Annotated in this window: 7 protein-coding genes; all 7 read right to left on the bottom strand. The window is 56.8% G+C overall.

What is annotated here, in order from left to right; translation table 11 throughout:
- Positions 1-459 precede the first annotated feature (459 nt).
- The 7 genes from MKY74_RS04075 to MKY74_RS04045 all read right to left on the bottom strand — a co-directional run bounded on the left by MKY74_RS04075 (position 460) and on the right by MKY74_RS04045 (position 13,902).
- On the bottom strand, positions 460-3,582 hold the full coding sequence (locus MKY74_RS04075) for a beta-galactosidase (RefSeq protein WP_076172468.1): 3,123 nt from the start codon (positions 3,580-3,582) through the stop codon (positions 460-462).
- Positions 3,579-4,898 (bottom strand): glycoside hydrolase family 125 protein, encoded by a 1,320-nt coding sequence (locus tag MKY74_RS04070; protein WP_076172470.1) that lies wholly within the window; start codon positions 4,896-4,898, stop codon positions 3,579-3,581. The genes MKY74_RS04075 and MKY74_RS04070 overlap by 4 nt, the downstream gene beginning before the upstream one ends.
- 99 nt (positions 4,899-4,997) lie before the next feature.
- Positions 4,998-8,099, bottom strand: a complete 3,102-nt coding sequence (locus tag MKY74_RS04065) for an alpha-mannosidase (protein WP_076172473.1) — start codon at positions 8,097-8,099, stop codon at positions 4,998-5,000.
- Positions 8,100-10,403 (bottom strand): glycoside hydrolase family 3 N-terminal domain-containing protein, encoded by a 2,304-nt coding sequence (locus MKY74_RS04060; RefSeq protein ID WP_076172475.1) that lies wholly within the window; start codon positions 10,401-10,403, stop codon positions 8,100-8,102.
- A 39-nt stretch (positions 10,404-10,442) separates the two neighbouring features.
- Complete coding sequence (locus MKY74_RS04055; protein ID WP_076172477.1) at positions 10,443-11,363, bottom strand: carbohydrate ABC transporter permease; 921 nt, start codon at positions 11,361-11,363, stop codon at positions 10,443-10,445.
- A 27-nt stretch (positions 11,364-11,390) separates the two neighbouring features.
- Positions 11,391-12,320 (bottom strand): ABC transporter permease, encoded by a 930-nt coding sequence (locus MKY74_RS04050; protein ID WP_076172479.1) that lies wholly within the window; start codon positions 12,318-12,320, stop codon positions 11,391-11,393.
- A 91-nt stretch (positions 12,321-12,411) separates the two neighbouring features.
- Positions 12,412-13,902 carry an ABC transporter substrate-binding protein gene (locus tag MKY74_RS04045; protein ID WP_076172481.1) on the bottom strand — a complete coding sequence of 497 codons (1,491 nt, stop codon included), beginning with the start codon at positions 13,900-13,902 and terminating at the stop codon, positions 12,412-12,414.
- Positions 13,903-14,007: the final 105 nt, after the last annotated feature.

Here is a 14,007-nt window from a genome sequence, read left to right as displayed (position 1 = left end):
AACCTATATATAATAGAAGAAAAAAATTTGGCGATCCGTACATCAGACGATTTCTGCAGGCCTGAACCTTCGATTAAAAGTTTATAAAAAACCCCTGCCGATTGCCCAGTTTTGGTGATCAATCCCAAAGGACTCCCCAAATAGGAGGACGCCATGGGCCCAACATTCAAAAGCCGGCTATTGCTGCCAAAATGCCTTTAGCCCAATAAGACTGCGGGCTTCCTGCCGGAATAACACCGGCCCCTAAAAACAACTGTCCATTCACAGTGGACATAAACCTTGCCTCCGATACGGCAGTGAGAAGGGGCAGGATCCCTGGATCCAGCACCAAAATTATCCTTTTCCCCCTGCCCTGTAAGGATTGGTTTGATGCCCATCCCGTTTGCCCCGATGGCTCCACCTCTGCAAAAGTTCCTGACAATCACCTACACCTTTATTGTACAAATCAACTCAACATGCTTAATCTACTTGGATGTCAACCTCGTCCGGCCGGTACACGGCCGTAATGCGTCCCTCCCGGTCGGCGGCAAACAACACGCTGCGGTCGCTCTCGAGCGTAAAGCTGTAGACGGCTCCGGTCTGCGGGTCTTTGACCTGTACCGGGGCATCCCAGCCGTACTCGGAGACGAACACGTACAGGCTGCCGTCCTTGAAGCTGAGCTTCCGGCCGTACACGCCCGGCAGGTCCCCGCCGGCCAGCCACTCGAGCTCACGCTCAACGCCAGCTGCGGCAGCCGCGTACCGGTACAGCTCAAGGATCGGCTCGTCCCGGCCGTTCAGCTCGAGCGGCAGCGGGCTCCAGATCAGCCGGCCCTTGCCCAGCGGCACGTCCACGAGCGCATCCATGCTTGCGCCAGTCCCTGCAGCTGCGGCCGGGATTTCCTTCGCCACTTCGGCGATCCGCCGGTGCCCAAAGGATACCGGCAGCAGACGGCTGTTCACGCCGAGCATTTCCTCCCGGCGCACATTGGCAAGCCGGCGCTCGCCAAGGACGGCGTCGAGGCGCGTCGTCGGACGCCAGTAGGCGTCCAGGCCGAGCGGGCCGGTGGCGAGCAGCGTCGCGCCGGTCTCCTTGACGAGCTCCAGCAGCTCGTCCAGCGCCCGGCTGTCCATGTTATGCGGGCTCGGCAGCAGGATCAGCTTCGGCGCCTTCTGCCGCAGCGCGTCCAGATGGTATTCCGACGCCGCACGGAACGGCAGCTTCAGGTCATAGGCCAGCAGCCGGGTCAGCCGCGTCGTCGACTGGAACGCAAATGCGCGGTTCGAGAAGTCGTTGGAGTACGGGAAGACGGCGACGATGTCCTCGAGCTCCCGGTCCGTAAACAAGTCCCGCGTGGCTGCGATGAAGCGTCCAAAGTCGTAGGATACGTCCGCTTCCGGCTTCTCCGTGCCATCGGCGCGGAGGGCTCCGATATGCGATTCGTTGGCGTTGTCCATATAGAAGTTCGTATTCCAGATCCAGTGGATCGCACCCGCCCCCCCGGTAGAGAAGGCGTAAGCGTATTTCCGCTCCAGAATGCTGCGCAGCTCGGCTTCGGACCGCTTGGCGCGGCCGTCCGGCGTTTCTACGTACATAATGCCGGTTTCCTGAATCAGGTTCGGTTTATCCGGCGTTTTGGTGAAAATGCCGTCCCATACCAGATAGTCGTTCAGCCACCAGGAGTGCACCGTCGTATAATCGACGGCCTGCTCATAGAAGAACGGAGATGGGCGCTGGGCGCCGAGCGCTTCGTCCTGCCCGACGGTGACCAAATGGTCCGGGCACAGCTCCTTGATCGTGCCGACGAGCTGCTCCGCCCACCGGTTGTGCATATCCATTGAGAACAGGCAGTAATCGAGCCATCTCGTTCCCTTCTTGGCTTTGTGCATATCCTGCACGTCGAAGTTGATCTCTTCCGCTTCCGGAATGGATGCCGAAGCAAAGTCGGGCAGCTGGTCCGGCGTCATGTTCCATGCTTCCTGGAGGCTGCCGATATCGCCGTGGCGGCGCTCCAGCCACTCCACGAACGCCTGGTGCTCAAACGGATCCCGGGCGGAACGCGGTCCCTCCGAGAAAATCCGCGGCGGATCAAACATCGACGGTTCGTTAATCAAATCCCAGTCCACATGCGTCGTGGCCGTGTGGCGGCTGACGATGCTGCGGATGAAGCGTTTCTGAGCCTCGACGCTCTGCGGGTCGAGATAAGGGTTCAGCCCTTCCCACGTCTCCGGTGTAAAGGAGAAGAACGTAAAGGTCACCTGCAGGCCGTGGCGCTTGGCTGTCAGGAAGAAGGCGTCGATCGCGCGCAGCACTTCCTCCGAGGCATGGCCGTCGACCTGCATAATATTCCGGTAAGCCGTCCAGACGCCGGTGCGGATCCAGTTGATGCCCGCTTTGGCCATCTGGGCCATGTCCCGCTCCCATACGTCCACGTTCGGCAGGAACAGGAACTTGCGCGCCACGTCGGAGGTCATGTACGTCATGCCCACAACAGGCAGCGGCCGCCCGTCTTTGATGAAATAGTCGCGGCTGCGGGTAATCGGCGAGCCCTCGGCCAGAAGGAGGTCGTCACGGCCCCAGAAACCCTGGCGCAGCACGCGAATCTCGCCGTCCGGTCCCTCTGCGCGGCATACGACGCGGTACAGCCCGCTCTTCAAGGCCAGGGGCACCGGAATGCGCACGAAGTTCTGCTCCTTCGTCACCTGCGCCTGGAACCGGTGGCTCCAGGCCTCTCCGCTTCCGCCCTCATGGCTTACTTCCAGCTCGAAGCTCCACAGCTCAGGCGCCGTACTGCGCGATTCCCCGCGCTGCAAAATCTGCGTCTGCAGCGTCAGCACGGCGTGTTCCCCGGCTTCGTACGAAGCATAATTCGGCTTCAGCGACAGCTCGGTCACGCCCCGGGCGCAGAAACGCGCCCAGTCGATCAGGTGCGCAGCGCCCTTCCCGCTCCAGAACGCTTCGGTCAGCGGCAGGAACACGAACATCCAGCGCGAGCCGGCGAACGTCACACGGGAGTTCTCCCACAGCACGATCGGCGCGGCGATCTCGCGCCCTTCAGCGCTGATGCCGGTAAGCAGCGGATAGATCTGCGTGCTCATCGGGCCGGCTGAGCCCATCTGCTGCGGCAAATCGGCGCTTTTGGTCGTATGCGGTACCAGGTTCCAGGCATCTGCCAGCTCAAACAGACCTTCTTGGCCGTTCAGCAGCGGGATGCGGTCCGAAACGGCGAGTTTCGTGACTTTATTTGTGTCAACCCGCAGCGCTTCGTGAATATAGAGTTCCTGATGATAGGCGGTTTGCTCGGTCTCCGACACCCAGGACCCATTATCCCGTACCACAGGAATTTTAAAAGGCGCCCCGCCTGCACTGATCAAGCTGCCTCCCCGATGCAGGAAGGCGGAAATTTCCGTCCAGGCAGCCTTTGGAAAATAAGGCGCGTGCAAATTGACAAAACAACCTTGATCCACTCCGCGAAGCGCGTCAGCCAGTTCTTCGGCGCGAACGACCGCCACTTCTGCGGCATGCTGGAAGTCTCCGGCCTGCGGGAGCTTACCCGCAGACGGGAAATCCGGATCGCATAGAATGATGATTTGCCGGCTCATAGCAGACCGTCCTTCATGGCTTTATACACGAGCTGGGAGAACAGGCTGTTGGACCAGGCGAACCATTTTCGCGTAAAAGTGGTCGGATCGTCAGCGTGGAACCCTTCATGCATGAAACCTGTATCCGCATCGGTCGCTTCCAGCATGGCGATCATCTCCAGCTTCTCTTCAGCCGTCTGCGCGGTCAATCCCTGCATGGACAAGGCCATATGCCAGATATAGTCCTCGGGAGTGTGCGGGCTGCCGATGCCCTTGGCCGCTTTGCCCTCGAAGTAGAACGGATTTTCTTTGCTGAGCGCAAACCGTCTCGTATTTTGATAAATCGGATCGTCCGCCGTTGTGTATCCCAAGTAAGGGATGGACATCAGGCCCGGCGTACCGGCGTCGTCCATCAGGCAGTAGTTGCCGTAGCCGTCGGTCTCGTAGGCGTAGATCGGCCCGAACTGCGGATGGCGGTAAATGCCGTACAGCTGAATACCGTAGTTGACTTCGATCTCCAGCTCTTTAAGCTCAGCGAGCATGTCCATATCGCGGAAGACCCACTCGGCGAACTCCTGCATTTGGCGCAGCGCCACGACCGCAAACATATTGCCTGGAATGTTGTAATGGAAGTCGCAAGCGTCGTCACTGGAGCGGAAGCCCGACCAGATCATACCTGTGTAGTTAACCGGCATGCCCATTCCGTTATTGCGCAGGGAGTCGGTCAGGATGCCGTTGTTGCGCGTAAAGCGGTACGGAGACTTCTCGAAGTGGTGCTGCTCCGTTTTGAACACGTCGATGATGGCGCGCATGGCCTTTTTGAAATTGGCATCGAAAATATCGGTCAGCTCGGTTTCCTTCCAGTACAGGTACGCCAGACGAATGACGAAGCACAGCGAATCGATCTCGAATTTGCGCTCCCACACCCATGGGGACATGTCCGTTTCGTCCGTCGTATTCCAGTGCCAGTCATTGGCCGACTCATTGAACGCATTGGCGTACGGGTCGATCAAGACGTAGTGAACATGGCGTTTGATCAAACCACCGATAATGCGCTGCAGATCCTGGTCTTCCTTAGCAAAAGGTACGTAATGGACGACCTGCTCCACGGAATCGCGCAGCCAGGAGGCTGGGATGTCTCCTGTAATGACGAAGGTCGTTCCGTCATCCATCAGCTTAGTTGTCGTTTCCAGCGTATTTGGAAAGCAGTTTTTGAACAGCTGCAGCAGCTTCGGCCGGTGAGCCAGCTTCTGCTCGGCTTCTTTAATTACGTCCTGGATCGCCTGCGGCATCTCCAGCGCCGGCATCGGTATTTTAGGAAGTCTGAATTGTTCCAAAGCGATACGCCCCTTTACTTGGCTGAATTGTAGAGTGTAATGATGTCACATCAAATCATGTATTGTTATACGATCTATACCAAACTTCTATATATTGCGTTAATCAACCTGCTTAAGCAGGACGGTTTTAATTTCATAAGGGGCAAAAGACAGTTGCAGTTTCCCCTCCTGAAGCTGCAGCGGATGGGCCGGCTCCTCCAGCGCGTTGGACAGATAAGCCTCTGTGATGGCACCCGGCCATGTCAGCTCGATCTGTTCGCGTCCACCGGTCGATTCATAGAACCGCAGGATGACGCCGCTTCCGTCTTCGGACGGTTTCACCGTGTCGAGCACGACATGCCCACCGGATAGAGAAATCAGCGATCCCGTTGACGGACGTGAGCCTTGTGCACCGGACTCCGCCTGGCGAACCGGCATGTCCACGTTCAGCTCCGCCGCCTGACGGACGGTGTGCGACTCCCTCCAGCCGCCTTGATGCGGCAGCAAGGAGTAGGTGAAGTCATGCTCGCCAAGGTCTGCCGTCACGTCCGGCCACTTCGGCGCCCGCAGCAGAGACAGACGGATCGTGCTGCCCTGAACGTCATAACCGTATTTGCAGTCGTTCAGCAGGCTGACGCCGTATCCATGCTCCGACACGTCCACGAAGCGGTGTCCGCATACCTCGTACTGCGCCTGCTCCCAGCTCGTGTTCCGGTGGGTGGCGCGCTCAAGGGAACCAAATGGAATTTCGTAGGTCGCCTTATCGGTGACCACATCGACCGGAAAGCCCACTTTCAGAAGCTTGTGCGCCTCGTTCCAGTGAACATGCGTTTTGAAATCGATCCGCCGGTCATGGTGATAGAAAATCATGTCCTGCGTGATTTCGGATTGGCCGATCTTCCAGTTGAAGCGGAGCACGTCTTTAGTGCGTCCGGCCAGAACCAGCCGCTTCTCGAGCAGCTCCGCCTCACCGGCCGGCTGCTGTTCGTAGCGGGTGTCAATGTCCCAAGCGTCCCACAGCGTCGGACGGTCGTGGAAGAAGTAGAACCGGTTGGCGCGTTCCCCTTGCTTCACGACTTCGCGGCCGGCAGCCTTATCCAGCAGGCTGGTGATTTCGCCCCGCTCGTTGAACCGCACAAGGTAAGCGGAAGTCTCCCACGTATCGCCGAATGACTGAATCCCCGCGGAGTCAGCATTCACGGCGGCTTCCGGCTTCACCCACACGGTTTTGTAACCCAGTGCCGGTACGTCGGGAACCCGGACGGAGATGCCGCCTTCGACAGCGTCCGTCTCCAGGCGCGTGCCGTGCTCGTCATAAGCGGCCAAGGCGCCTTCGCCTTGTTCGGCTTCGATATGAACCACAGCGCTCCGGCTCCATCCGAGACTGTTGAAGACAACGTACGGAGTGCCCTCCTTGCCGGAAGTGTCGATATCCGACACCAGCGTGTTCAGCCCTTCGTTCAAGGCGTGTTCTCCCTTGGCGAAAATTTCGCCGTATTCCTTATCCGACGTTTCATACGTTTCGGTAATCGCTGAGCCCGGAATGATGTCATGGAACTGGTTCAGCAGGATCAGCTTCCAGCCGTCATGCAGCTGCTGCGTCACCTCTGTACGGTCGGCCGCATCCATGTTCGGCCCAGCCAGCGTGTTCCACAGCTCGGCTTCCCGGTACAGCACCTCCGCCTTGCGGTTGCTGCGTTTGTTGCGGGCATGCGTCGTATACGTGCCGCGGTGCAGCTCCAGGTAGAGATCGCCGCGCCACGTCGGAAGCACCGGACCCGCCTGCTCGATGCTCTCGAAGAACTTGGCCGCCGTACTGTAACGGCTTGCCGGCTGCCCGACCATCAGATCGGACCGGTCGATGTACTCCAGCATCTCGCGGGTGACACCACCGCCGCCGTCCCCGTGTCCGTACAAGAGCATCTGCTCGGGATGCAGCGCCTTTTCCCGATAGGACTGCCAGTGATCGTGAACATCCTTTGGCAGTGTGTGTTCGTTCACGCCATGGTTCAGATAAGACAAAATCGGCGTTCCATCGATGCCGACCCAATGGAACAAATCGTATGGGAACAGGTTGGTGTCGTTCCAACCGAGCTTGGTCGTCATGAAATAATCCACTTTGCCGTGCTTCAAAATTTGTGGCAGCGATGCGCAGTAGCCAAACGTGTCCGGCAGCCATTCGATATTCGACATCCGGCCGAATTCCTCCTGGTAGAACCGCTGGCCGTACAGCATCTGCCGGATCAGTGATTCGCCGCTCGGCAGATTCAGGTCGGGCTCGACCCACATGCCGCCGACCAGCTCCCAGCGTCCTTCCACGATCCGCGCCTTGACCCGTTCGAACAGCTCGGGATCGTTTTCCTTCAGAAAGGCGAAGAGCTGCGGCTGGCTTTGCGTGTACCGGTACTCCGGATATTCCTCCATCAGCCGGTCGACCGTCGAGAACGTGCGGCTCGCCTTGCGGACCGTTTCGCGGACAGGCCACAGCCAGGCGATATCGATGTGCGACTGGCCGACCATATGCTCCAGCCCCTCGGCATTGCCGCCTACTTCCTGGACGTCCGCTCTAAGCGCCGCTTCGATTTCGGCAACGTCCCTGCCATCACGGATGGCCGCCGCATCCAGGTTCACGAACCGGTCCATCGCCCGGTACAGCACTTCCATCAGGCGCACGCGGCGGAAGTCTTCCTGCGGCAGCAGCACCAGCGAGTCACGCACGACGGTGACTGTATACATCAGGCTCAGCACCGCATGATTCGGCCGCACAAGCAGGCTCGTGACCGACGTGATCGGCGGGTTGATGACGGCCTGCTGGTTCAATGGATCGACCGGCTCCGGAACCGGATCAAACAACTCGATTTCGAGTTCCGGCGTCTCTCCGATCACTGCAGGATCGAGCGTTACATACGTATGATTGCGGTCGAGGCCCTGGTAGGAAACCCCGTTGACGCGCAGAAGCCCTTCTCCGCCCGAAGCAAAGACGAGCCCGAACGGCTCGGATGGCCAGCCTTCCGGCAGCTCAAGCCGGGTCCGGAAGAAATATGTCGTTCCTTGCTTGCTTGGAAAAGAGGCCAGCCCCTTCCCTTCCGGGTAAGGAGCCGTATTCTCATATTCGCCAGGCAATTTGTAGTAAGAGCGGGTGATGTCCCAGCTGCGGAGCTCTGTCTGCTCGAGCCAGCGGTTGTCCGATAATTCACGGATAAAGCGTCTGATCCGTTCCATTTATTTACCCTCCCGCACGGCCAACTCCGTGCTTATCGTGTCGTTTACATGTCTGCCGACATGGATCCGGAACAGCCCCGTTTCCACGACGGGCTTAAGGTCCCTGCCCACGTACTGCAGCTGTTCCCTGCCGATCTTAAATTCCACGGTCCGGGATTCACCCGGTTCAAGTTCTACTTTCGTAAACCCTTTGAGCTCCATCAACGGACGGCTTGCGGCGCTCACCACATCGGAAATATACAACTGCACGACTTCCGCTCCGGTACGGCTGCCGGTGTTTGTCACGTTCACCGACACGGTTGCCGTTTCGTCTTCCGTTATCGAATCGGCGCTGATGCGGAGCTGATCGTAACCAAAGGTCGTATAACTGAGGCCATAGCCGAACGGGTAACGCGGCTTCGAGTCCTCTTCCATATACCGCTTGCCCCGCGAGCGTTTGCCGTTGTAATATACCGGCAGCTGGCCGACATGCTTCGGAATTGATACGGTGAGCCGTCCGGACGGATTGACGTCGCCGAACAAAATGTCCGCCACCGCGTGTCCGCCCTCCTGCCCCGGATACCAAGCCTCCAGAATCGCGTCGGCATGCTCGTCCACCCATGGCTCAGCAATCGGACGGCCGTTGATATACACCACGACGAGGCGTTTGCCGAGTTTATGGATTTCCTGAATCAGTTCCAGCTGCACGCCTGCCAATCCCAGCGTCATGCGGTCGATGCCTTCGCCGCACTCCATGTCGTTCCAGGAGTTGTCCGACACCTTCGAAGCCCCGGTCTTCAGGTCGATCGTGCCTTCGCCGAAATCGCGGGCGCTCGATCCACCCATCACCATCACCACGGTGTCTGCCTGAGACGCGCAGGACAGCGCCGTGTCAAATCCTTCCCGGGAATCGCCTTTAATCCGGCAGCCCGGCGCATACAGCACCCGGCCGGATTCGGCGCCGAGCTTCGCCCGGATGCCCTTCAGCACGGTCGCCACTTTGTCCGCCGGCTGCGGCGACGTGTAATCGCCCAGCTGGTTATAGCCGTGGTCGGCATTCGGCCCGATCACCGCAATGGTGCCCGCCCGCTTGTCCAACGGCAGCGCATCCTTCTCGTTCTTCAAGAGAATGATGCCTTCCTCCGCCAGCTTGCGTGCCAGCTGCACATGCTCGCTTTGGCCAATGACCTGCCCAGCCCGCTCCGGATCCACATATGGCCGGTCGAACAAGCCCAGCTTGAACTTGAGTACCAGCACCCGCAGCACCGCCCGGTCCAGGACACCAATGCCAAGCTTGCCCTGGCTGACCGCCTCCAGCAGATACCGGCCGAACATTTCGCCGGACATCTCCATATCGATGCCCGCCTTGATGGCCTGAACGGCGGCGTCCATGCCGTCTTCCGCCACGTCATGTCCCGCGGCCAGCATGTCGATGGCCCCACAGTCGGTGATGACCATGCCGTCAAATCCCCACTGCTTGCGGAGGACGTCCTCCAGCAGTTCCGTATTGACCGTGCATGGCACACCGTCAATTTCGTTATAAGCCGGCATGATGGACACAGCGCCGGCTTCCACTGCTTTCTTGAACGGATACAGGTCCACCTCAAGCAGTTCACGCCAGCCCATGTGCACGGGGCCAGCGTTGCGTCCACCTTCGGAGCTGCCGTATCCGACAAAATGCTTCAGCGTCGCGGCAACGCTCGCGTCGCTGTCCAAAGCATCGCCCTGAAGCCCCTGGACCGATGCGGCGGCAAATTCGCCGATCAGGTAAGGGTCTTCGGCGAAGCACTCCTCCGTGCGCCCCCAGCGGGGATCGCGCACGACGTCCAGCACCGGCGAGTAGGTCACCGCCCCGCCCTGCGCCCGCGTCTCCGCGGCGACGGCGCGGCACATCTCGCGGTATAAATCGACGTTCCACGTGCTCCCGAGCAGCAGCGGCACCGGATACACCGTGCCGTCGATCGCCATATGCCCGTGCGAGCACTCCTCCCCGATCAGGATCGGAATGCCGAGCCGGGAATTTTCAATGGCATAACGCTGAATTTCGTTAACCGCCTCCGCACCTTCCTTGGCGGACAGGCCGTTCTCCAGCGTGACGCCGGTCCACGGATCGGCGCGCAGCACCCCGTACAGGGAACCGACACCGCCATTTTGGACTTGCTGCTTAAAAGATTCCGTTAATTCAATCTTCCCATCTCTATGTTCATAGGTTTGCCAGCCGAACGGCTGCACGAGCTGGCCGACCTTTTCTTCCAAAGTCATCAGACCTAGCAAATGCCGGGCCCTCTCCACAGCTGGTTTCGTCTTGTCTTTGTAAATCAACATCTCGACTTCTCTCCTGTCTCCCTAAAGTGATGTTGTTTATTATTCTTTGACGGCACCTACGGTAAGTCCTTGTACAAAATAACGTTGGAAGAACGGATATGCAAAAATAATTGGCAGCGTAGCGAGCACGACCATCGCCATACGGGACGTATCCTGCGGAATGGACTGCAGTGCAGCCATGCTGAGCGAGCTGTTGGCCGAGTTTTGCTGAATGAACTGAATGCTGGATTCGATCCGCATCAGCATCGATTGCAGCGGCACCAGGTTCGGATTGTCGATATAGAGCAAGGCATTAAACCAGTCGTTCCAATACCCTAGCGTACTGAACAGTCCGATCGTCGCCAGACCTGGCAAAGACAACGGCAGCACGATGCGGAGGAAAATGTAGAAATCGCCCGCGCCGTCGATCCGGCCCGATTCGATAATCGCCTCCGGTACGCTGGTGCTGTAGAACGTACGCAGGATCATGATATAAAAAGCGTTCATCGCGAGCGGCAAAATCAGCGCCCACAGGGTATCTTTTAATCCGAGCAATTGCGACACAACCATGTACGTCGGAATCATCCCGCCGTTAAACAGCATGGTAAGAATCGCGAATACGGAGAAAAATCTGCGGTAGCGGAAACTTTTCCGTGAAATCGCATAGGCGTACAGCGAGATCAGGATCAAGCTGACGAGCGTACCCACGACGGTAACGAGGATCGTCACGCCATAGGAACGAAGCAGCGTGTCGCCGCTTTGAAATACGAATTTGTAAGCCTCGAAGCTCCATTTGGCCGGGATCAGACGGTAGCCGTCCGTTGCCAGCGTTTTTTCATCGGTTAACGAGATAATGACGACGAACAGAAAAGGAAATACGCACAAGAAGGAAAAGATTGCCGCAATCGTATGAAGAACAGCGTTCGCGCCGCGCGAAACATGATGAAAATCCCGTTTTTTTCTTTGAATGACCTCCGCCATAACCTGACACTCCCTTCAAAAAATGATTTAGAATAATGCGCTGTCCTTGTCGATTTTGCGGACGACAAAGTTGGACACGATCACGAGTACAAAGCCGACAACCGATTGGTACAGGCCTGCAGCGGTACTCATACCGATTTCGCCAGTTGTTTTCAGACCGCGGTATACGTACGTATCGATAACGTTGGTTACGGAGTACAGCGTACCCGAGTCTCTTGGAACCTGGTAGAACAGACCGAAGTCGGCGTAGAAGATCCGGCCCACTGCGAGCAGCGTCATGATAATGATGATCGGCGAGAGCATCGGAATCGTAATGTTCTTGATTTGCTGCCACTTGCTGGCGCCGTCGATCATGGCCGCTTCATACAGGGATTTGTCGATACCCATGATGGAGGCGAGATACACGACGCTGTTATAACCGACGGATTTCCAAAGACTGACGAAGACAAGGATATACGGCCAATATTTTGGATCGGAATACCACTGAACCGGCTCGGCGCCGAACCAGCCAAGGATTTGGTTGATCATCCCGCGGTCCATGCTCAGGAAGCTGAATGCAAAGTATCCGACGATGACCCAGGACAGGAAGTAAGGAAGGAACATCCCGGTCTGATAAATTTTCGCCATCGTTTTGCCGACCAGCTCGGAGAGCAGAACTGCCATGGCTACGGACAGGATCAATCCAAGGATAATAAAAGCCAGGTTGTACAATAACGTGTTACGCGTAATCGTGTAGGCGTCATTGGTGCTGAACAGGAACTTAAAGTTGTCCCAACCTACCCACTCACTCTTGCTGATACTGGCCCAGAAGCCTTCCCGGTTGAAACGGTATTGCTTGAATGCCACGATCGTACCCACCAGCGGCAGGTAGGAAAAGAAGAAAAACCAAATGGCACCGGGCAGCACCATAAACAGCATGACTTTGTTTCTAATGAGGTTTTTGAAAAATGCGGCCATTCTGTTTCCCTCCCATGATTGATTGGTTATACATTGAAAAAGGACCGGGCGCTAAGTCACCCGCCCGATCCTTTCCGAATTTTTTTCTACATTACTTGTTGTTTGCAGCTTTCCAGGCGTCAAGCTGAGTTTGAGCTTCAGCGATGACCTTGTCCAGGCCGGCTTGCTTGAAGGCCGCAATCGCTTTTGGCAGGTAGGTTTCCGGATCAACGGTACCGGTCATCAGGGATGCCCAGAACTGTTCCTTCACGTTTTGTACAGCTGCCATTTCGGTTGCTACTTTCGTGCTGTCGAAGTTGAAGCTCAGGATTGGAGAATCTTTACCTTCAGCGTTAAATTTCTTGAATTGCTCCCACTTGTCATCCGGGTCATTCGGGTTCAAGTAGAGCAGCATGTTGTTGCCGAGGGAGTACGACGGCATGTCGTAGTTTTTGCCCTCTGGAAGGTTTTCAATGTGCTTGTCGTCAACCTTCTTGTAGTGTGTTCCTTCGATACCGGAATCCACCATGTTGCGAAGAACCGGATCCGTATTCAGCAGGTTCAGGAATTCCATTGCTTTCTCCGGATGCTCGGAGTTTGCGGAAATCGCCATGATCGAGCCTTGAACCGATGTGTTCGTGATGATCGCATCACTTGCCGGTGTCGATTTAACCGGATAGCCATAGCTTGCAGACCAAGTATTGTCAGCCAGCGGCTGGGTTTGCGCACGGTCCATGAACCAGTTACCGGAAGTCATCAAATCGCTAGTGGAGCCCGTTGTTGCTGCTTCCGGAGCCACATAGCCGGCTTGATAATATTTGTGCATCGTTGTCAGCGCCTGCTTCATTTCTGGCGTTTCGAGGATGTCGACGATTTTGTAATCGGTCGTATCCAGCTTCACAGCCATTGGCAGATTCTGAATGATGTAGTCATAAGGAACATAAGGAACGTAGTTCTTGTCCATCGCGAACGGTGTTACGTTCGGTTCTTTTTCCTTAATCGCTTTCAACAGCGGCTCAATGCTATCCAGGGAACGTACATTGGAGGTATCCAGTTTGTACTTGTCCACCAGGTTTTGGTTGAAGCGCCATACTTCTTGCTGAGGAAGCTCTTTGTTGGCCGGAATGCCATAGTTGTGTCCATCGACTTTGGAGCCTTCCAGGAAAGCAGGATCGATGGTATCTTTGATGCCTTTTCCATATTTATCAAGCAGATCGTCGAGTTCCATGAACGCGCCTTTTCTTGCGTTCTGTACGTAATCGAATCCGCCTGCGGATGTGAACATAATGTCCATCGGTTCGCCGGAAGCTACGTTTACCTGCATTTTTTGCTGGTAGTCGCCCCAGTCGATCATTTTCATGGTGACGGTTGCATTAATCTTCTCCTGCGTATACTTGCTGACCTCAGCCATAACCTTGTCAACGTCTTTTTGCGGCGTGCCGATCGTGTACCAGATCAGGTTTACCGGTTTCTCGGAGCTCCCCGAAGATCCGGAACCACTGCTTTCCGCGTCTTTGTTGCCCCCACCGCACGCGCTGAGTACAAGCGCGAAGGCCGTCAACATGGCCAGTGCGAACGAGAAGCTTTTCTTACCCTTGCTCATGTGTGTTCCTCCCTTTTTGTGTTGCAGTCAATGTTGTCTAGCTGTCTGCCCACCAAGCGGCCAAACCGGCTTTTTCTTTTATTGTTTCCGGCTCGGTTTGTTTAA

Source organism: Paenibacillus sp. FSL R5-0378 (genome assembly GCF_038009285.1).
Lineage (GTDB): Bacteria > Bacillota > Bacilli > Paenibacillales > Paenibacillaceae > Paenibacillus_AQ > Paenibacillus_AQ favisporus.
This window is presented reverse-complemented; position numbering and strand designations above follow the sequence as displayed.

Coding starts and splice junctions, on each gene's coding strand:
- MKY74_RS04060 (WP_076172475.1), bottom strand. CDS start 10,403: ATGTTGATTTACAAAGACAAGACGAAACCAGCTGTGGAGAGGGCCCGG.
- MKY74_RS04050 (WP_076172479.1), bottom strand. CDS start 12,320: ATGGCCGCATTTTTCAAAAACCTCATTAGAAACAAAGTCATGCTGTTT.
- MKY74_RS04045 (WP_076172481.1), bottom strand. CDS start 13,902: ATGAGCAAGGGTAAGAAAAGCTTCTCGTTCGCACTGGCCATGTTGACG.
- MKY74_RS04055 (WP_076172477.1), bottom strand. CDS start 11,363: ATGGCGGAGGTCATTCAAAGAAAAAAACGGGATTTTCATCATGTTTCG.
- MKY74_RS04065 (WP_076172473.1), bottom strand. CDS start 8,099: ATGGAACGGATCAGACGCTTTATCCGTGAATTATCGGACAACCGCTGG.
- MKY74_RS04075 (WP_076172468.1), bottom strand. CDS start 3,582: ATGAGCCGGCAAATCATCATTCTATGCGATCCGGATTTCCCGTCTGCG.